Genomic DNA, 19,771 nt, shown 5'->3' on the forward strand with positions numbered 1-19,771 from the left:
CTTCCTAGGTTTCAGGATGGTCACGGCAATCGCGCTGCCTCCTGAACCATTATATCTCGCATCCAGATATTTGCCGGATCTTTGTCGTGAAGTACCGGCCATTGGACTGCCTCGGTGAATGTCGGCAGCGCTATCGGGGGCGCAGTCATCCGCAATGGTATCGTGTCCTCAAAAAGCCCAACTAGTCGTAACGGAACGGTTGCGATGCGATCGGTGCCCATTAGGGCGGCGGGGATCATGCTAAAGCTTGAAACAACGACTTCGACCCGCCTCTTGAGGCCATGCTCCTGCAAGAAGCAATCTTCTATGGTAGGCTGCTGCGTCCGACCGAACCTAACTACCGCGTGCCCCATTGAAGAATACTCCTCGGCAGTAAGGGCTTCCTCAAGTTGTTTGTTATTACTGCAGCCGACGCAAGTCAGTCGTTCCTGAAATAGATCTATCTTAGGGTGCGCGCTCGACATGAATAGCGGTGGGCTAATAAGGAAGTCTACGTCGCCGCGTCGCAAAAGCTCGTCTGGATTGTCAGTAAGAGGCAGCAAGTCAAAACTAATGCCGGGTGCTTCCCGCGCAAGACGCTCCAGTATCTTCTGAAAAAGAACAACTGTAACGAAATCGCATAAGCTTACTCGGAAATGACGATCTGATTGATCAGGAGTAAATTTATCCCAGGGTATGATATTGAGCCGAATATGCTGTAAAGCCTCACGAATCGCAGGCGCGAGGTCTTCCGCACGCGGAGTTGGAACGAACTCACGACCACGCATCGTAAATAGTTCATCGCGGAAATAGGAGCGGAGCCGGCGGACAGCTGCACTCATTGCGGGCTGGCTCAGATTAATGCTACGTGCCGCCGCAGTAAGGTTGCGCTCAATCATTAGTGCATCGAGCGCGACAAGGAGATTTAGATCGAGGCCCTTAAATCGCATATCTTTTAACTATCCAATAGTGCAGCCCATTCCACAATGGCTGTTCCTACGGCGATGGCTGAATTCGCCTTGACGCTCCTCAATCGATTTGAGGGCGCGGCCACAGAGACTTAATCTCTGTGATCGGAAAGCAACCTGAGGCCAGTCCAGATTAAGCCATAACTCCAGAGTGAACGCTCGTTGCAGTGTAATAGGAAGCCTCCAATGGCAAATCACCAAACGCCAGCTGGCAAAGAAGATAATTAGCACCTGCTTCCTCGACATGATCGAGAAGATCTTGCCTAACTGAAGCAGCAGTACCAACTACGCACAACTGACAGTCTACTGCTGCATCAAAATCCGGCGGGAGGTTCTGAGGAGTCTGTATCCCGTTAATCTCGTACAGAAACCTAAAGCTCCGAAGCCACCGTTGATAAGCCGGGGCCGCGAGCGAAATGGCATGCTTCGTCGTGCTGCCGGCCACCACCATTCGGACCAACCCAAGGAACGGCGCCCGTTTCCTGCCCCCGGCGGTACGTCTCTCGTGTGCTCGGTAGGCATCAGTGATCTGGCGAACAGCAGAAGCAGGGCCCCCGCAGGCAAGATTTGTATCGTTCTCAGCCGCCCAGCGCGCAACCTCAGGACGACTGGTTGTAATCCATCTCGGAGGCTGAGGACGTTGGTGTGGCCGCAACATCAACGGGACTTTGTCTAGTTCAAAGTGGTCGCCTTTGTAGGAAAGAGCCTGAGCTCCTTCCTTCATCGCTTGGATGACGATCTCGCTGGCTTCGAGATAGCGCGATGTCGCCACCTCCTCATCAATACCGAAAAAGCTCCATTCGATTGGTAAGGAGCCGCGCCCCATGCCCAACTCGAGCCTGCCACCGCTCAGATGATCCAGCATGCAAATTTCTTCAAACGCACGTAACGGATGATAAAGATTCAACAGCATAACCAAAGGACCGAGACGAAGATGCTGCGTGCGCTGAGCTACGCTTGCTAGAAATAGATTCGGCGAAGGTCCTCTGCCGTGGGGAGTACAGTGGTGCTCTGCGACGTGATATCCATAAAAGCCAAGGCGATCGCAGACCTCTGCCAACTTCATCCGATCTTCATACTGGCGCCCAATCTCCCTTCCGTCTTCGTCCAAATGGTCGAAGATACCAACCATCAGCTTTGCGGGAAGAGAGTTTGTCATTTAAATGTCTCCAAGTTTGGCGGCGAATTTTCGGTGACCAAGACCGGAGGGTGGCCCCGATGTCTTTCGCCAGGAATCATCGAAAAGCTGCTGGTTCTAAAAAACGATGCTGACGCCGATGAGCTAATCATAATGCTCACGTTGAAATGACATTGAATCATTCGTATTCATGTATGACTTCGCGGTGGGTAACACCCCATCTCGCATACCCACAGCTCCGTTCACTTTTGAGAAGCCAAGGATTGGCAAGATCGGATAGTGGTTGTTCAGCTTTTGTGGCGACCCAAATGTGTTAAAGCTGGTATTCGGTTTAATGCGACGAGGCTCCTGCAGTAGGCGAAGAAAGGACCCAGAGCTATGTCTCGGCGCTTGATTGGCAGACGAGAGCGCCTTCTGCAGTTCCACGTTGGCCATGTTCGTCTCCATTTACCGGCCAGGTCTGTGACCTTGCCCTCGGCTGCTCTCGGTGGAGCAACATCATGGGGTCCCCAATTCATAATCGAGGTGTTTAATAACATCCCATGGCTTCGTAAAATTGATTGTTTGTATGGCATTGATCCACCAGGTGAATAACCAGGAATCTTCACCGTCAAAGGGTTGCTGATCGAACTAGCATACGGTCGACCCAGGCGAGATCACGGCCCCTTCCGAAGGTGGAAGGATCAGGAGCCAGTGCGGTTTTGGCCGCAGCGCAACAGCGCCGATACCAGAAATAGATGTGACGCAGTTGGCTTCCGCGTCTTTCGTGCACGCTGTTATATGTCCTTAACATTCCCCATCTTAACTTCATAGGATCACAGGTTTTACGATAGGGAAATTGCTCTCAACCCTTCAAACTGGACCAATTTTGGTTAGAGTTTTCCGGTGCATTTTCCTGGCTGGGAAAAGGAACGGAACACGATGAAGGCATCGCAGTTTTCGGACGCTCAGAAGGCGTTCATTTTGAAGCAGGGTGATGAGGGCGTCTCGATCGCGGAGATTTGTCGCAAGGCGGGGATCAGTCAGACGACTTACTTCAACTGGAAGAAAAAGTACGCCGGCATGTTGCCGCCAGAGATGAAGAGGCGCAAGCAGCTTGAGGACGGGAATTCGCGATTGAAGAAGATCGTCGCGGATCTGACGTTGGACCGTGAGATGCTGCAGGACGCCATCCGCCGAAAGCTCTAAGGCCTGAGGGGTAGCGGGAGGTGGTGTCATGTGCCGCGATTGGGCGATCTCGATCCGGCGTGCCTGTGGCGCGTTGAACTTCGATCGGTCGACCGATCACTACATCTCTCGCCGCGCCGAGGCCGGTCTAGACCTGTAAGCGCGGGTGCGCTACGGCTATCGTCGCGTGCATGTGCTTTTGGAACGCGAGGGTTGGGGCACCAACATCAAGCGAACCTATCGCATTTACAGGGACTTGGGACTGCAGCTGCGGAATAAGACTCGGAAGCGCCGTGTTAAGGCGAAACTTCGCGAGGATCGGCAAATGGCTGTCGGACCAAATGACGTGTGGGCGATGGACTTCGTGCACGACCAGCTCGCAACCGGAAAGAAACTGCGGGTCCTGACGGTGGTCGCCACCTTCTCACGCTATGTTCCCGCGCTTGATCCGCCTCACAGCTATCGAGGTGAAGATGTCGTGCAGACGTTGGGACGGGTGTGACGATTTTCGTTATAGTGCGCACTATGAGTCCGATTACGCAACATACGTATTGAACCCTCATTCTCTAATCGAGGCGCCGTTACGTGGAACCGCATTTCCTTTCCCGAAGAAATAACCTACCTCACGGCATCTCTATGAAAGGTGACGAGGCGTTAGGTTTGACTGGCCCGTCCACGCGTCTGTAACGGCTGCCCGATCTTCCAAAGCATGCTTGTGTCGATCTCAAGCTCGACTCCAACCTTGCCCGCACCTGTGACTACGGTAGGATAAGAAAAAAGGGCGGTGTCGATCAGTACAGCGATCTTCTGGAGACCGAATGGTGATACGCTTCCTGACGGGTAGCCGAAGAGATCGAGTACCTGTTCTTTCTGAGCAAGCTCGGCTCGTTTCCATCCATACGTGCCAGCAACCGCTTTCATGTCAATCTTTGAAGGTGATGGCAGCAAAACGGCACAAAGGTGGCGCGCAGGATGAGACCGGCGCATCACATCGTTCGCTTTCTGCTCGGCAATAATCATCGTCTTTGCAACGCGCCCCACGGGAACGCCGATAGCAGAGGCTAAATCGGAAGGAGATGTAATAGGGGTGGCGAACTCACTATAGCGCCACAATCGTACCGTCGACGCTCCGATCTGGTGCAGTTCAGCAAGTACGTTCGGATGAACGTCCAACATAGTCGTTTCCTTCCGGTTCACCTGGTAGGACGATCGAGGATAGCTGTTTCAGCGACTGCGAGTACAGCCCTCTTGCGAGTAAGTTTCAGGCGGTTCGCTCCAAAAGCTGCCTAATGCGGCGGCGACCCTCGTTCCCAAAAATACTGAAGTAAGCCTCCAGGCACTTATCGCTATCGAGCATGAAAGGAGCATCATATTTGGTGATATGCCGAATAGCCAAGGCTGGAACCGTTGTGTCGAGCGGTCGAAACATCCTGTTGTGCAAACCGGGCTCCGGGCAACCTGGATAAAATTCACCGATCATGAAACCTTCCTGAATGAAGTCGGGCTTCAGCCGTTTTTGCAGTTGACCAATCCTGATGATCTCTCCTTCATCCTGTATTCCAGGAAGGGCAATGATAATGGCCTTATAGATCCAGTCGCCCGTTCGATCGTTGAAGGACTTTACGGGTTTCATCTGGCTGAAGACGGCGAGCATACGCGCCAAATCGTTTTCGATTTCGTCAACTGCAACAGCTTGCGACGCGGCAACCCGTAAAAGCCCCTTCGTCAGAGCCTCGGGAACGAAAGGGCAAACGCTCCCGTCCCGACCTAAATGAGGATGTGGATTGGAGAGGAATTCTGAGGCATACCGAGCAAATTTCTGAAGAGCTGCGTTTGCATACTCATCATAGGCGTTGTATCCCGCATCAATATTCTTTTCCAGAATTTCGCCCACTGTCATCAATGGACCAATCGTCCCGAAAGGTTGGCTGTAATCTTTCCAAATCTCTTTATTCATTTCGGATCCCTGGTTCGAAAAGCCACGTGCAAAACGGAAGGTCGGGCTCTTGCATGCCAGCTCGGGCGGCGGGCGAGCTGGTCGGGGGCCAATCAAGAGACCGACCTTCCATCGGAAGCGAAGCTCCCGAATTTTTGATAGCACTCGTAGTTACACTTGTGTAACTGTTTTTTTAAATGGATGTGAAAACAAGAGCGGGGGCTCGTGCACGATGAAGGTTAGTCTCACGACCGCCCGCAAATTCTTATATTCGTCGTAGTTATGAAGACATACATATGATAAATGTCGCCGCGATGGGATCCGGTAACAGGCTTTGGGTGAAAACAGAACGACCCATTGCGCAGAGGCGTGGCCGTGACGAAGACAACACGAAGAAAAATATATACGCCAGAACAGATCGACGTCGGCGTAAAGCATAAGCTTGAGAAAATTGACTCGTTTTTGTCAGATCTCTTTAGCGAAAATTCCGAAGAAAAACTATTCCTGAGGAATATTCTTGGATTGATGCTTAAAGTATATCATATGGACGCCAATAACAAACCCATGACGAAGATGCAGGCGTGTCGCTATCTGCCTTTCAAAAACCAGACTGTTTGCCAAAAGTATGTCGAGGCAGCGCATTTGCGTGGGTTCATCGACATCACTCGGGATAAAACGGACAAACGGCGTCTGATTGTTGTTCCAAAGGAGCCGTTGGTTGTCTATGTCAATGAATATATAGCTGACTTCCTTGATGACTGCCGTAGAGCGATTGACAGTGCCGCTCAAGTAGCTACGCTTCCTGAGGAAGGGATGGCAACGGCAAGTTCTTCATCTATTGATAAATCGCCAGCGTCTTCTGGGGCACCTGTGGGTTCCTCTCAAAAGAGAGTCGATCGAAAAGCCAGGAAATTTTAGCGAGTTTTATTGTGGGAAAGCAAAAGTAAGAAGCCGGTCTCGCGCGCGTTTATCCTTTCATCAATCAAATGTTTCCTCCGTAAACAAGCTTCATCGAGGTAACCCGCTTCGCTTAACCGGCCTGACGGCCGGTGCAGGCGCTGCTAGGGGGAGCGGCTGTATCGTCGTTTCGGCCAAGAAACTGCGCGGGAAGTTCGGCGGCATCCTCAGCCTTATCACCTTGGCATTTACGCTATCTTTTTAGGCGAGGCGGAAACCGCTGACGCGGTCCTCCATCTCTTGGTCGAGACAGTGTGACCTGCCACTGAATTTTCATCCGGCGTCTGACCTGCCACTGAGAATTTCTGAACCGCTCCCAAACGTTGGACCACCGGATGCTAGAGTTTTCCGGCTTCATTCAGGGAGGCGGGCTGGTTGCGCCTCCCGAATTCACCAACGAGATCGGCACCTTGTTGCCGATCGCACCATGAGGTCTTTCCTCATTGTAGTATCTACGCCAATCCTCCATCTTTTCGCGGGCATCCGCAAGGGTCAGGAACCAATGCTGGTTCAGGCATTCTGCACGGAAGCGGCCATTGAACGCTTCGATGAAAGCATTATCAGTCGGCTTGCCGGGGCGTGAGAAGTCCAACGTCACACCCTTGGAATAGGCCCACAGGTCCAAGTCGCGCGACACGAACTCGGTCCCTTGGTCGACACGGATCGTTTTCGGATAGCCGGCTTTTTGGCACACCCGTTCAAGGGTTTGCACAACGTCTTCGCCTCTATAGCTATGACGTGGATCAAGCACCGGCACGTAGCGCGAGAAGGTGTCGACCACCGTCAGCACGCGCAGTTTCTTACCCGTTGCGAGTTGGTCGTGAACGAAGTCCATCGCCCAGACGTCGTTGGGTCCGACGGCCATGTGCCGATCCTCGCGAAGCTTGGCTTTTACCCCCCGCTTCGGTGTCTTGTTCCGCAACTGTAGCCCCAAGTCCCTGTAAATGCGGTAGGTTCGCTTGATGTTGGTGCCCCAACCCTCGCGTTCCAACAGCACATGCACGCGGCGATAGCCGTACGTAAGCGCCCGGTGAGGGCCGTCTTGCGAGGTTGAGACGAACATCGGAAGTCCTAGTGCAAACACTAGGAGTAGTCCTATGACGAAGCATCCGATTGAAGTGATCACGTCTGTCGAGCGCCGACGGCGCTGGTCTCGGGAAGACAAAGAGCGGCTTGTTGCGGCCTGCTTTGAGCCAGATGCGGTGCTTTCCGAGATTGCCCGTGCGGCCGGTATCCATGTCAGCCAGCTTTTCCGTTGGCGCAAGGAGCTTTGCCAAATCGAGGAGCCGAAGACGGAAACGGCGAGCACGTTGGTGCCGGTGATCCTATCCGAGGCCGCGCCTCCAGCCACGCCCATTCCCTCGGGGCCGCCTGCCCCATCGCAGTCCCGCCGGAAGCGTAGCGATGTGACGATTGAGCTGGGTCGGGGCCGTCGTATTCGCGTGGACAGCGACATCGATACCGAGGCGCTGGGCCGTATTCTCGATGTCGTGCTGGAACGGAGATGATCCCGGTTCCGAGTGGTGTGAAGGTCTGGCTGGCGACAGGCCATACGGACATGCGCAAAGGCTTCCCCGGCCTATCGCTGATGGTGCAGGAGACGCTGAAGCGCGATCCGATGTGCGGACACCTGTTCGTGTTCCGCGGTCGCGGTGGTGGCCTGATCAAGGTCATCTGGCATGACGGCCAGGGAGCCTGCCTGTTTACGAAGAAGCTTGAACGCGGACGCTTCGTCTGGCCGTCGGCGGCAGATGGATCGGTGGTGATCACACCGGCGCAGCTCGGTTATCTGCTGGAAGGTATAGACTGGCGGATGCCGCAAAAAACCTGGCGACCGACGTCGGCAGGATGAGCAAAAGCACTGGAATGGCTGGGTCGAATATGATTCCATCCTACCATGAACGATGCGGCCGAACAGCTTCCTGACGATCTTGCCAGTGCGCTTGCACTGCTGGCGCAAGAGCGTGCCTGGCGTATGAAAGCCGAGGCGGAAGCCGCCAGTGCCAAGGCGCTCGTGTCACATTCAGAAGCGCTGATCGCGCGGTTGAAGCTGGAGATCGAGAAGGTTCGCCGTGAACTTTACGGCAGCCGGTCCGAGCGCAAGGCGCGACTTCTCGAGCAGATGGAGCTGCAACTCGAGGAACTCGAAGCCGACGCTGGTGAAGACGAACTGGCGGCGGAGATTGCTGCCAAGGCTTCTACAGTCCGGGCGTTCGAGCGAAAGCGTCCATCACGGAAGCCGTTTCCCGAACACCTGCCGCGCGAGCGCGTCGTCATCGCCGCCCCGACGAGTTGCCGCTGCTGCGGTTCCGCCAGGCTGTCGAAGCTCGGCGAGGACATCACCGAGACGCTGGAGGTGATCCCGCGCCAGTGGAAAGTCATCCAGACTGTGCGGGAGAAGTTCTCCTGCCGCGAATGCGAGAAGATCACTCAGCCGCCCGCACCTTTCCATGTGACGCCGCGCGGTTTTGCCGGGCCGAACCTGCTGGCGATGATCCTGTTTGAGAAGTTCGCCCAGCATCAACCGCTGAACCGCCAGAGCGAGCGCTATGGCCGAGAGGGGATCGACCTCAGCTTATCGACACTGGCCGACCAGGTCGGTGCTTGCGCGGCGGCGCTGAAGCCCATTCATTCGTTGATCGAGGCGCATGTTCTGGCCGCCGAGCGGCTGCATGGCGACGACACCACCGTGCCGATCCTGGCGAAAGGCAAAACCGATACGGGGCGCATCTGGACATATGTCCGGGATGACCGACCGTTCAGCGGGCAGTCACCACCGGCAGCTCTTTACTATGCGTCGCGGGACCGGCGGCAGGAGCATCCCGAGCGCCACCTGAAGACCTTTACCGGCATTCTGCAAGCGGATGCTTATGGCGGCTACAATCCCCTGTTCAAGGTTGACCGCGATCCCGATCCGCTGACGCAGGCACTGTGCTGGGCGCACTCACGCCGCAAGTTCTTTGTGCTCGCTGACATTGCCACGAATGCCAAACGCGGCAGCCGTGCCATGCCGATCTCGCCGCTGGCGCTGGAGGCTGTCAAACGGATCGATGCCCTGTTCGACATCGAGCGGGAGATCAACGGGCTTGCCGCCGACGAACGCCTGCAGCGCCGTCGCATCGACAGCCTCTCACTCGTCAAAGAACTCGAGGACTGGATGCGGACCGAGCGGGCAAAGCTGTCGCGCAGTTCTCCTGTCGCCGAGGCTATCGATTACATGCTGAAGCGTTGGGACGGCTTCACGTCATTCCTGGAAGATGGGAGAATTTGCCTGACGAACAATGCAGCCGAGCGGGCGCTGCGAGGCTTTGCTCTCGGAAGGAAGTCATGGCTCTTCGCCGGATCGGATCGTGGTGCTGATCGCGCAGCCTTCATGGCGACGCTGATCATGAGCGCAAAGCTCAACGACATCGATCCGCAAGCCTGGCTTGCTGATGTCCTCGCCAACATCGCTGACACGCCGACGAGCAAACTGGAACAATTGCTTCCGTGGAACTGGACGCCGACGGCGCTGGATGCTCAAGCGGCCTGACCTGCGTCCTTCACCGGATGCTTACAGCCGTACCGCACACGGATCTCGCAGATCTCGCGAATACGACGTTCCAGACCGGCCTGATCAGCACGGCGAGAGGTATAGTGGTGAGTTGATCGATCGAAGTTCAACGCTCCACAAGCACGTCGGATCGAGATCGCCCAATCGCAGCACATGCCTTTCACCATCTCCCGCTTCCGAGCAGGCCTTAGAGCTTTCGGCGGATGACATCCTGCAACATCTCGCGGTCCAGCGTCAGATCCGCGACGATCTTCTTCAGGCGCGAATTCTCGTCCTCGAGCTGTTTCAGCCTCTTCATCTCCGGTGGCAGCATGCCCGCGTATTTTTTCTTCCAGTTGAAATAAGTCGCCTGGCTGATCCCCGCCTTCCTGCAGATTTCAGCAACCGACACGCCTTCATCACCTTGCTTCAGAATGAACGCCTTCTGAGCGTCCGAAAACTGCGACGCTTTCATCGTCTTCTGGTCCCTTTCCCAGCCAGGAAAATGCACCGGAAAACTCTAACCAAAACTGGTCCAGTTTGAAGGGTTCAGATCAAAGTGCACAAGATGGTGGCGAATGGGAACGTAGGGTCGTCGCCTCGATCGCCAAGAAATTGAAAAGGGGCCAGCGAGGAGCGCCTTTTGGCTCGCATCGCCGGGTCCGCGATCAAGGCCCTCGACGGAGCGGTGCCGAAATTGCCGAACAGGCGATACTTTCGGCTCTGGTCCGCAAATACAAGACTGGCGGTTCCTAAGCAGCGAGCCCAGGCGGTGCCACGTTCCTCCTACGGCATTTCATTATCCACGCATGTTGCCGAGGCTGCTGAGCCTGCTCGAATTCCGGAACAATGCAGCACATCGGGTCCGCCATCGCGGCGCTGGAATGGCTCAAGCGTCTGATCGACGAGGACGACAGACGGATCGACCCGTATCGATCCGAGACCTGGCTGTAGGCCTGAAGGCCTAGCATCCTGCCGTATTTCACGTTTACCAGGGCGTGGCCTTGTCCCTATTGGCAGATGCTATGGCCGGATGTGTCAAGTAAAAGATCCACCGGATGCGAAAAGAAACACGAGACCTATTGGGCAATGCTTGGGCGGGTCCCGACGCTATGGCGATCTCAGACCTGCACTTGTTCCGGCCCAGGCTGTGGCCGACAGCGATCGTCTCGCGGGGCCGTTGCGACAGGAGGATAGCTGGCAAATCTCAAGCTCACCTCGACATCCGGTTACGCGAGCTTGGCCGCGCCAGCTCGGGCTGTTACGATTCCGGGCGGCTCGATTGCGAAGGCGACGTCCAGACGTGGATGCTGCGACTGGCTTCTGCGAAGCATTCAGTCATCTGCGTACAGGAGCGCCCTGCGATGAACGTCATCCTCGCAGAAGAGACTAGCTTTGGCCTGCGCATGATGGCCGATGCCACAGACACCCACACCTTGTGGGTGTTAATCCGTGTTCGACAGTGGCATGTCGAGAGCGAAGCCTACGACCGGGCGCTAGCCAGGGTGGTCGAGGCGCAGGCGGGGTTACCGATCCATGGGCACTCCGGCTTCGAGCGACGGCCTATTATTTGCCGCCACAGCGCAAGGCGACGGCCCGCGGCACCAAGCGGCGCATCCGCGCCCACTATCGTGCGGAGGGCCACCAACAATTCACCAGGTTTCAGAGTGAATCAGCAGCAACAAAAATCGACGGCAAACTCGATGGGGGCTACGCGGATGGGGGCGCGCTTACTGAGCGCCGAGTCTCAACTGTACCGTCGCCACCGAACTTTGGAGCTGTCGATCCTGTTCAGGACGTTCATTCAGAACCCTACTCGGTTTGTCGTGCTTGCGACAGCGTGATGTGCGGTTTGGCACGTCTCGGCGCTCTAGGGCAGCCATTGAATAACATACAGAACAGTTTTCTGATGCTTTTCGCTCCTTCTGCATTGGCACGAATCTTGAACCTTTTTGTTGCGCGCCGCTAGGAGCTCCCAACGGGGACCTTGGCATCTTCTCAATCCAGCTCTGAACGGAGACACCAATGATGAACAACATGGCAGCCTATCGTGTAACCGAATTAACCCCTCAAGAAGCAGCTGAAACCTCCGGAGGTTGGTATTTTTGGGTTTACTTGTTTTTGCGACGTTACGGACACTTGTTTGGTTGATAAGCGAGCTGGCTCTCGATGGCTCCTAGTGACTACAGACTAGCAGTTCCCCTTTCTGCTGAAACGGCCAGCTGCACCGCAGAAAGCATACTGGCGCGACGATCAGGACGATCCTTGAGCATTTATAGGGCGATCTTGCTCTTCGTCGCCGCGGCATTTGGCTCACTGCCACTCGTTACCATCCCGGTCTCCATGCAGAGTGTCGGTACTATTCGCCCGATCGTGGAGAAGACGCCCCTGATAGCGCCCGTCTCCGGACGCATCTCCCGTGTCCTTGCCTTTGAGAACGATGTCGTTGCTAAGGGGAAGGAAATAATCGCCTTTGACGATCATGTAATCGAGGAAAAGCTCAGCGGGGTTTTAGCCGACATTCATGCCAAGAGCGATCTTGCCCATGACTTCCAAACGCTGATTTCTTCCGGCGCAAGGCTCAGCGTCTCGCCCCCCCTCCAAACCGAATCCGCGACGGCTGAAAGGGTGCATTTTCTCAACTTGCTGCGCGAGAACCAAAATGCGCGCAGTAACGCCGCGGCGGAACTCGACCGCGCAAAGCGACTTGTCTCGGCTGCTGCGGCGCCCGCGAAGACCGTTGACGAGAAGGCTTTCGCTCTCCAAAATATCGAGGTCCAAGGCGAGATCCTCGTGCGACGCAAAACCGCTGATTGGAACCAGAAGCTCCTTGATGCTAACCTGCGCTTAAAGGAACTCACGGCCACCTTGCATCAGCTCGAGCACGAACGGGACCTGCACCGCATCCGCGCCCCAGTATCGGGTGCTCTCGAGCAGTTCTCCGGCCTCGCGCACGGAAGCTACGTGCAGAGCGGGCAAACCGTTGGTTGGATCTCGCCGAACGACGATCTGGTGGCGGAAATCTACGTCTCCCCCAACGACATTGGCTTTGTGCAGCCTGGTCAGCCGGTGCGGCTCCAAGTGGATGCCTTTAACTACAACCAATGGGGTGTCATCAAAGCAAGGGTGGTCGAGGTGGCGCAGGACTTCACTCTGCATGACGGGAACCCGGTCTTCAAGGTCCAGTGCGCGCTCTCTCGCAGCGAACTCGCGCTGAAAAGCGGGGCCATCGGCCACCTGAAGAAAGGCATGACCGTGCGGGCTCGCTTTCTGTTGGCCAATCGCACTCTCCTGCAACTGCTCTACGACGAGGCAGACGATTGGCTCAACCCGATGCTGGCGGGGCGCTAATATTGTCCCAACAGCCAGCGAGCCTCCATGTCGAGTAAGGCCATTAAGTTCAAACAGCGTGACATCACGGATTGCGGCGCCGCCAGCCTCGCATCTGTCGCAGCCTTCTATGGCTACAAGTTGCCATTGGCGCGCATCCGCCAGTATGCGTCGACCGACCGCTCCGGTACGAGTGTGCTGGGGCTCACGGAAGCGGCGCAGAAGCTGGGCTTCATCGCGAAAGGCGTCAAAGGTGGCTTCGACAGCCTGTACAAGATCCCCAAGCCCGCTATCGCGCACGTCGTCAAGGAGGACCTGCACCATTTCGTAGTGGTCCATGCGATCGACGCCAAGTGGGTCATCGTCATGGACCCGGCCTTGGGCGAAATCTGCAAAGTGCCGCATCAGGAATTCATGGAGCAATGGACCGGCGTTCTGGTTTTGCTGGTTCCGGCAGACACATTCAATCGTCGAGACGAGACCACGTCGCCCCTCGCCCGATTCGCCCGCCTACTCGCGCCACACCGCACGGTGATGGCGCAGGCTCTCGTCGGCGCTCTTGTGACGACCGTCCTCAGTCTCTCGACGGCGATCTACGTTCAGAAGATCGTTGATCACGTGATCCCAGCGGGAAACCGCAACCTGCTCAACTTGATGAGCATCGCAATGCTGCTGATCCTAGCGATACAGATCCTGATCAACCTCCTAAGAGGCCGACTCGTCCTGCAGACGGGGCAGAAGATCGACGTATGCTTGATCCTCGGCTATTACAATCACATCCTGGCCCTGCCCCAGAAGTTCTTCGATAGCATGCGCATGGGAGAAATCGTGTCGCGCATGAACGACGCTGTGAAAATCAGGAGCTTCCTGAACGACGTTTCGATAAACATGTTTGTTGACATTTTAATGATACTGTTCTCGTTCGGAATGATGTTCATCTATTCCTGGAATATTGCTTTGATCGTGGCGCTCGCCATTCCAATGTACATCCTGGTATATTGGGCCATCAATCGGATGAATCGAAATCTCCAACGAGTCATCATGGAAAATGACGCCAAACTCGAGGCGCAACTGGTAGAATCACTCGGAGCTGTCTCCACCATTAAGACTTCCGGCGTCGAGAGCTTCGCAAACTTCAAAATGGAGACCCGCTTCGTAAAGATGCTGCATTCCGTCTACAGCTCCGGGCTGATCTCAATCTGCGGCGACAACGCCTCGACGTTGCTGTCGGTCCTGTTCACCATCGTGCTGATGTGGTTTGGAACCACGCTTGCGCTCGAACAGGCCGTCACGCCCGGCGAATTGCTGTCCTGCTATACGTTGCTTGGCTATATCACCCGGCCGGTCGCCCGCCTGATCCAGACCAACCGGATCGTTCAAGACGCGTTTATCGCGGCGGATAGACTTTTCGAGATCTTTGAACTGGAGTCGGCAAGCAGCAGCGGCATCGATGCTACGAAGACCGATCTCGGAGATATTCGCCTGGAGAACGTCACATTCCGCTATGGCGCGCAGGCGGAGGTTTTCAGCGATCTAAGCGTCTCCTTTCGCCAAGGAGAGTTGACGGCCGTCGTGGGTGAGAGCGGCTCGGGCAAAAGCACCCTTGCGGCTCTGCTGCAGAATGTCTACCAGCTTGAGGATGGATGCATTCGGATCGGCCAATATGCCCTCCAGGATTTCTCGAGCGCATCACTGCACAAGGTCATGGCTGCAGTACCGCAATCGATAGACGTCTTCTCCGGTTCCGTGATCGAGAACATCGCCCTGGGCGAGTTCGAACCGGAGTTCGATAAGATCGTACGCATCTGTGATCGAATAGGACTGCGGGAGTGCATCGAGCGCTGGCCCGGGCGGTTCCAGGCCCATCTGGGCGAGAACGGGGTTCGCCTCTCCGGAGGTGAGAAGCAGCGCCTCGCATTGGCTCGGGCCCTGTACCGGGATCCCGACGTTCTAATCCTTGACGAAGCGACCTCCTCTCTGGACTCGGCAGCCGAAGAATTTGTGCTGCGGGTTGTTGAGGATCTGTCTCGCGCTGGGAAGACCATCATAGTCATCACTCATCGGTTGAGCACCGTTCGTGGGGCGGACAATATTGTGGTCCTGGACAAGGGGCGGGTCATTGAGGAGGGAAAGCACGCTGACCTAGTGAGAACTGATGGCCCTTACGCTCGATTATGGCGGGCGCCAAGGTCGTGATCCGTGTAGGCCCTGTCGGCTCGAGGATTGAAAACGGTTGTGAACGTCACGGTTAAGCAGCATGGCAACATTGTCGGCTGTGAACTTGAAGCGGCGGTGATCGGAACGTGGGCGATGGACTTCGTTCACGACCAACTCGCAACGGGTAAGAAACTGCGCGTGCTGACGGTGGTCGACACCTTCTCGCGCTACGTGCCGGTGCTTGATCCACGTCATAGCTATAGAGGCGAAGACGTTGTGCAAACCCTTGAACGGGTGTGCCAAAAAGCCGGCTATCCGAAAACGATCCGTGTCGACCAAGGGACCGAGTTCGTGTCGCGCGACTTGGACCTGCGGGCCTATTCCAAGGGTGTGACGTTGGACTTCTCACGCCCCGGCAAGCCGACTGATAATGCTTTCATCGAAGCGTTCAATGGCCGCTTCCGTGCAGAATGCCTGAACCAGCATTGGTTCCTGACCCTTGCGGATGCCCGCGAAAAGATGGAGGATTGGCGTAGATACTACAATCCTGTTTCATAACTCCCATCTTCCTATGTCATCGAAAGGAATAGATTTTCCTGATCTGGAGGCGATCCCGCGGGGTGGCGAGGGTTCTTCCGTACACGATCGAGAATCTGACGTGCTTGCGGGGTCGCGAGTTTGGAACGGCTGAAGATCCATGGGCCATCGGGTAGCGGATGAGCCCCCTTAATATCGCCAGCCTCGGCCGCCAGACGCAGCGTCTTTGGCGATATCCCGAGTAACTTCGCCGCACCGCCCAGATTAAGCCATGGCTCAACCCCGTCGATCTGCGGACGGAAGACCGGAATCTTGCGATATGACCTCAGCGCGGTGACCCGCTCCCGTGTCCAGCGATTGCCATTGCCGGTCGTCAGTCCGTTGCGATTGAGGACACCGGCAATCACATCATCATTGGCGATCAAGACGAGCTGTTTCACAGCGTCGACAATGTCGTCAGGGGTCGCATTTCTTTGGCCACGGTGTCGCTTCGGCAGGCGCAGTTCGGTGTGGACGCCTCCAACCCAATGAATGACGAGGACGATCTCAGAGGTTCCATCATCGAGATCGGCGACCACTTCATTGATGAGCGTGCGCACGATGCGCTTCTTCAGCCTTGCATCGGTTGTCGGCGCCGTCCAGACGGCGCGAAGGTTTCCCGCAAGTGCGGTTACCTGTGATGCGGACATGGGGAACGGATGCGGCGTAACTGTCCGATGTTTGGCAATCTTGGCCTCGATCTCACCGACGCCAGTCAGCGCCTTGTTCCAGCGTGCTTCCAGCTCCGACGTCACCAGCCTATTCTCCGGATCAGCCGCGTCATATTGCCGGAATGCCCGGTCGGCTACATAGCGTGCTGCCTCGAGGTCGCGCATCAGGGCATCCTGAACCTGATCGCGTTGGTTGGCCATATTGCGTTCCGCCTCGACGGCGGCGGCAATGGCTCCTGGCTCGACCACGCCGAGAAGTGCCTCTTCGATCGCGTCATCGACCCGCAGACCGCCGAAGGCGATGCAACGTGGTTCGCCGTTGTCGAGCAACCCTCGCCAACAGGAATAGCGCGGGATGTTATGGTTGGCTCCTGTGTAACGAACCGTCAGCTTCCGGCCGCACCTTTTGCAGCGGAACAGGCCGGCAAGCAGAGCGCCGCCATGCTTCGGCGCTCCATGATGGCGACTGGCCGGTACATTGTCGCTGACCATCTTGCGGATCTCCTCCGCCCGTTCCCAACTGATGTAACCTTCGTGCGCATCCGGGATCAGCGCCAGCCATTCATCACGCGCCTTGCGGCGAATTCCAGATCGGCCATCGTATCCTGGTACGGAACGACTCTTACCATAAGCATAAGCGCCGCCGTAGATCGGGTTCGCAATCATCCGGTGGATGGTGGCATAATTTGGCCTGCGCCAGATGACGTCACCGTTGGCGCACCTGACGGGCAGGTCCAATCCCTGCTCAAGGAACCATAGCAAGGCCTGCCGGGCACTCCCGAGTTCGGTGACCTTGTCGAAGACGAGTGCGATGGCTTCCTGGATGCGCCGATTGGGATCCTTCTCGATCCTGTCACCGGCCTTTACGAAGCCGGCCGGAACAGTGACGACGAGTTCACCGCGGCGAGCCTTCTCATAGCGGGCGGAAAGGGAACGCTGACGCAAGAGATCGAGTTCATACTCGTTGAGGCTGCCCTTCAAACCCAAGAGCAGGCGGTCGTTGCCCTGGCGGGGCGCATAAACTGCTTCCTGGTCGACCAGGACGGTATCAACAACGCGGCACATCTCGATGAGTTGCTGCCAATCGCGGCTGTTCCGGGCGAAGCGCGATACCTCACGCGCGGCCACGGCGCCTACCTTGCCAAGGCAGACTTCCGCCACCATCCGATCAAATCCAGCGCGGGTCACGCCGCCGGCGGCCGAACGACCAAGGTCGTCATCCACCGTCTCTATATGTGACCATCCAAGCGCTGCCAGACGGTCGCGCATGGCGTACTGGAGGGCGCTGCTCTCTCGATTGTGCAGAACCTGGTGAGCCGAGGACTGCCGAACATAGAGGATGGCCTTCCGCTCCAGATGATGCGGCGCGATCTTCTCATGCATCATGACCGGCCTCCTTCTGTTGGCAGGCATGTCCGCACTTTGCGTGATCGACGAACAGCCGCACGATGAGCACCGTCAACGCTTGGCGGGTCTCCTCCGGCAACTCCGACCATTGCGGCGTCCCTGCCGTCTTCCCCCGCTGCGGGGCCGAGAACAGATCGAACTGGCATGTCATGGGCTGGCGAGGCATGAACATCTCTCCGACTCGTTTCGTGAGAGACCAATGCTGCGCCCATTACCGAAGATTGCGATGAGGCATCAGCGTCCTTCAGCAATCTTGCCAAAGAATGCAGGCTTGCGAGATCGACGTGCGGGACCGCCAGGCTGCGCCAACAACCACTCACTGATCGGTCGAACATCCACGACGGGACCTCAAGAAGTCGACCAGAAGAAGAACCAGAAAGGCTGCAGCGGAAAATATGCGTCCCTTTAGACACCGCCTCATGCACGTGAACAAGCCGTCCGGACCAGGGATGCCACGGATACAGAAGCTCGCGAACCTCGGTCCCGTGGGTGTTCTGTCGTCGTGTTGTACAATGAGGAAAGACCTCATGGTGCGATCGGCAACAAGGTGCCGATCTCGTTGGTGAATTCGGGAGGCGCAACCAGCCCGCCTCCCTGAATGAAGCCGGAAAACTCTAGCATCCGGTGGTCCAACGTTTGGGAGCGTTTCAAGACCGCCGAGGCTCTAATCGCCGCCGGATGAAAATTCAGTGACAGGTCATTTGAAGGCCAACCACCTACCTTCCTGCCGAACACTGGCAGACCAGAAAACAAGGGGCGCAGCCAATACACGTCGCTTGATCAGTGCTTGTGAGATACGCCGGAGCCAAAGAGGAGCCGTAGTGAGTAGTGAACGCACTGTCATGCAGGTTCCTCCATGTCGCCCCCCCCCCCCGCGCCAAGAACGCTAGGGCACACCCCCGGATTGCTTGATTGCTGGGCAGATTAGCGAAGAATTCCGCCCTATATGAGCCGTTTCAACCGCACTTAAACGCGCGCTACATCTGAATAGGTCTTAATTGTTGTTAAGCCATTATCGACCAGGCCAGTTCCCGCCTCGGCGAGCTTTTGGAGGTTGTCGAAGCCAAATCGATGTACGTCGCGGAGCGTCTTCGAGAGTACTACGAGCCGCCCCGCCGTGAGTAATATCCGACCGAATCCCTCATGGTTCACAGTCAACACCGGTGACGCCATCAGTCCGGACTGCTCCTCTATAGCAAGTGCTACGGCGGCATAGAAGATCTCAAGCCGCCACTGCACCTCTAGGTCAGGTCCCCCGATGAGAGGAATCGCCCTACGCTGCTGCCTCGTCACGATGAAATCACAGAGCAAATCGGTGTCCGATTTCTCTTGCCACAATTCAAAGGTGTCTTGAGCACGCATCAGACGCAAGAGGCACTTAATGAAAGGCGTGGCGAGAGCATCTTTCTCATCTAATCGAGCATTGTTGGGGACAGGGGTGACGTTTGACATCAGTTAAAATCCTCCTGAGTGTTGGATGCGGTTTGACTAAGGGCCACACCCGCTTCCGGTAACACCATCCCTTAAAATGGTGCGGCAGATGGGACCTGTGGCGACGCAACTTGGCCCGGACGAATGACATGGCCCCTCGAAACGGGGCGGCCGCAACAACAACGGCAAGCGGCGGGCAACGCTGGCGGGCTTGACGAAAAGCGCTTCACAAGCGAGATTCCCGTCGCGATAGTCCAGTGGCGGTAGGTTTCGCCGCGAACTCCACCCTCAACCAACCTATTCGCCGCCAGGTGTAAAACCGTGTCTCGGGCTTTCGAATTGAGGATCAGGCGGGGGGTGGAATCAGCTTTTCGAGGTCGACAAGGACAGTGAGAGTATCTTGAGAGGCCGTGTACTTGCCGATCCCCCCTTTTCCGTGCGAACTGATGCAGACCTGCCATGTATTTTCCCTTCAAGGTTCAAATCGACTTCGACCGGACGCCACACGTTCCACCAGGCGAT

14 protein-coding genes and 6 pseudogenes are annotated in these 19,771 nt (G+C 56.4%); 10 read left to right on the plus strand and 10 right to left on the minus strand.

Going from position 1 to position 19,771, the window contains the following annotated elements; translation table 11 throughout:
* Positions 1-20: 20 nt before the first annotated feature.
* Together nodD3 and QMO82_RS04405 are read right to left on the minus strand one after the other, a co-directional pair.
* Positions 21-929, minus strand: coding sequence for a transcriptional regulator NodD3 (gene nodD3 / locus QMO82_RS04400; protein WP_004677763.1), 909 nt, complete (start codon positions 927-929; stop codon positions 21-23).
* 151 nt (positions 930-1,080) lie between these two features.
* The gene (locus QMO82_RS04405; protein ID WP_011053483.1) at positions 1,081-2,106 is read right to left on the minus strand and encodes an LLM class flavin-dependent oxidoreductase; all 1,026 of its coding nucleotides are present in this window, start codon (positions 2,104-2,106) and stop codon (positions 1,081-1,083) included.
* A gap of 900 nt (positions 2,107-3,006) precedes the next feature.
* On the opposite strand from QMO82_RS04405, the pseudogene QMO82_RS04410 reads away from it, so the two are divergent.
* Positions 3,007-3,751: pseudogene (locus tag QMO82_RS04410) on the plus strand (transposase); the annotation flags it as partial.
* A 155-nt stretch (positions 3,752-3,906) separates the two neighbouring features.
* Here QMO82_RS04410 and QMO82_RS04415 read toward each other — a convergent pair.
* Both QMO82_RS04415 and QMO82_RS04420 read right to left on the minus strand, forming a co-directional pair.
* Positions 3,907-4,428, minus strand: coding sequence for an aminoacyl-tRNA deacylase (locus tag QMO82_RS04415; protein ID WP_004677747.1), 522 nt, complete (start codon positions 4,426-4,428; stop codon positions 3,907-3,909).
* 85 nt (positions 4,429-4,513) lie between these two features.
* Positions 4,514-5,209 (minus strand): DUF6875 domain-containing protein, encoded by a 696-nt coding sequence (locus QMO82_RS04420; RefSeq protein WP_004677746.1) that lies wholly within the window; start codon positions 5,207-5,209, stop codon positions 4,514-4,516.
* Between the two features lie 354 nt (positions 5,210-5,563).
* On the opposite strand from QMO82_RS04420, the gene QMO82_RS04425 reads away from it, so the two are divergent.
* Positions 5,564-6,106: a hypothetical protein gene (locus QMO82_RS04425; protein ID WP_029875808.1), complete on the plus strand. Its 543-nt coding sequence runs from the start codon at positions 5,564-5,566 to the stop codon at positions 6,104-6,106.
* Between the two features lie 397 nt (positions 6,107-6,503).
* On the opposite strand, the pseudogene QMO82_RS04430 reads toward QMO82_RS04425, so the two are convergent.
* A pseudogene (locus QMO82_RS04430) lies at positions 6,504-7,163 on the minus strand (IS3-like element ISRel21 family transposase); the annotation flags it as partial.
* A 79-nt stretch (positions 7,164-7,242) separates the two neighbouring features.
* On the opposite strand from QMO82_RS04430, the gene QMO82_RS04435 reads away from it, so the two are divergent.
* The 3 genes from QMO82_RS04435 to QMO82_RS04445 are packed head-to-tail and all read left to right on the plus strand — an operon-like array spanning position 7,243 to position 9,677.
* A complete protein-coding gene (locus QMO82_RS04435; protein WP_029875829.1) occupies positions 7,243-7,653 on the plus strand; it encodes a transposase in 411 nt (136 codons plus the stop codon).
* Complete coding sequence (tnpB, locus tag QMO82_RS04440) at positions 7,650-7,997, plus strand: IS66 family insertion sequence element accessory protein TnpB (RefSeq protein ID WP_008536947.1); 348 nt, start codon at positions 7,650-7,652, stop codon at positions 7,995-7,997. The genes QMO82_RS04435 and tnpB overlap by 4 nt, the downstream gene beginning before the upstream one ends.
* A 45-nt stretch (positions 7,998-8,042) precedes the next feature.
* Positions 8,043-9,677 carry an IS66 family transposase gene (locus QMO82_RS04445; protein WP_029875830.1) on the plus strand — a complete coding sequence of 545 codons (1,635 nt, stop codon included), beginning with the start codon at positions 8,043-8,045 and terminating at the stop codon, positions 9,675-9,677.
* A gap of 26 nt (positions 9,678-9,703) precedes the next feature.
* On the opposite strand, the pseudogene QMO82_RS04450 reads toward QMO82_RS04445, so the two are convergent.
* A pseudogene (locus QMO82_RS04450) lies at positions 9,704-10,152 on the minus strand (IS3-like element ISRel21 family transposase); the annotation flags it as partial.
* An 825-nt stretch (positions 10,153-10,977) separates the two neighbouring features.
* On the opposite strand from QMO82_RS04450, the pseudogene QMO82_RS04455 reads away from it, so the two are divergent.
* The 5 genes and pseudogenes from QMO82_RS04455 to QMO82_RS04475 form a co-directional block, all read left to right on the plus strand.
* A pseudogene (locus tag QMO82_RS04455) lies at positions 10,978-11,240 on the plus strand (Tn3 family transposase); the annotation flags it as partial.
* Positions 11,241-11,702: 462 nt separating this feature from the next.
* Positions 11,703-11,828: a hypothetical protein gene (locus QMO82_RS04460; RefSeq protein ID WP_004676277.1), complete on the plus strand. Its 126-nt coding sequence runs from the start codon at positions 11,703-11,705 to the stop codon at positions 11,826-11,828.
* A gap of 114 nt (positions 11,829-11,942) precedes the next feature.
* Entirely contained in the window at positions 11,943-13,028 is a 1,086-nt protein-coding gene (locus QMO82_RS04465) for an HlyD family secretion protein (RefSeq protein ID WP_008533948.1), read from the plus strand.
* A 27-nt stretch (positions 13,029-13,055) separates the two neighbouring features.
* Positions 13,056-15,203 (plus strand): peptidase domain-containing ABC transporter, encoded by a 2,148-nt coding sequence (locus tag QMO82_RS04470; protein ID WP_004676279.1) that lies wholly within the window; start codon positions 13,056-13,058, stop codon positions 15,201-15,203.
* A gap of 108 nt (positions 15,204-15,311) precedes the next feature.
* Positions 15,312-15,710 (plus strand): annotated as a pseudogene (locus QMO82_RS04475) (DDE-type integrase/transposase/recombinase); the annotation flags it as partial.
* A gap of 23 nt (positions 15,711-15,733) precedes the next feature.
* Here QMO82_RS04475 and QMO82_RS04480 read toward each other — a convergent pair.
* From QMO82_RS04480 to nifH, 4 genes and pseudogenes are all read right to left on the minus strand, one after another.
* Complete coding sequence (locus tag QMO82_RS04480) at positions 15,734-17,797, minus strand: recombinase family protein (RefSeq protein WP_011053488.1); 2,064 nt, start codon at positions 17,795-17,797, stop codon at positions 15,734-15,736.
* Positions 17,787-17,984, minus strand: a complete 198-nt coding sequence (locus tag QMO82_RS04485) for a hypothetical protein (protein WP_011053487.1) — start codon at positions 17,982-17,984, stop codon at positions 17,787-17,789. Before QMO82_RS04485 ends, QMO82_RS04480 begins: the two co-directional genes overlap by 11 nt.
* An 800-nt stretch (positions 17,985-18,784) precedes the next feature.
* Positions 18,785-19,270, minus strand: coding sequence for a NifX-associated nitrogen fixation protein (locus QMO82_RS04490; RefSeq protein ID WP_004677039.1), 486 nt, complete (start codon positions 19,268-19,270; stop codon positions 18,785-18,787).
* 281 nt (positions 19,271-19,551) lie between these two features.
* Positions 19,552-19,697: pseudogene (gene nifH / locus QMO82_RS04495) on the minus strand (nitrogenase reductase); the annotation flags it as partial.
* Positions 19,698-19,771 lie beyond the last annotated feature (74 nt).

Source organism: Rhizobium sp. BT04, assembly GCF_030053135.1.
In the GTDB taxonomy this organism is placed as follows: Bacteria; Pseudomonadota; Alphaproteobacteria; order Rhizobiales; family Rhizobiaceae; genus Rhizobium; species Rhizobium binxianense.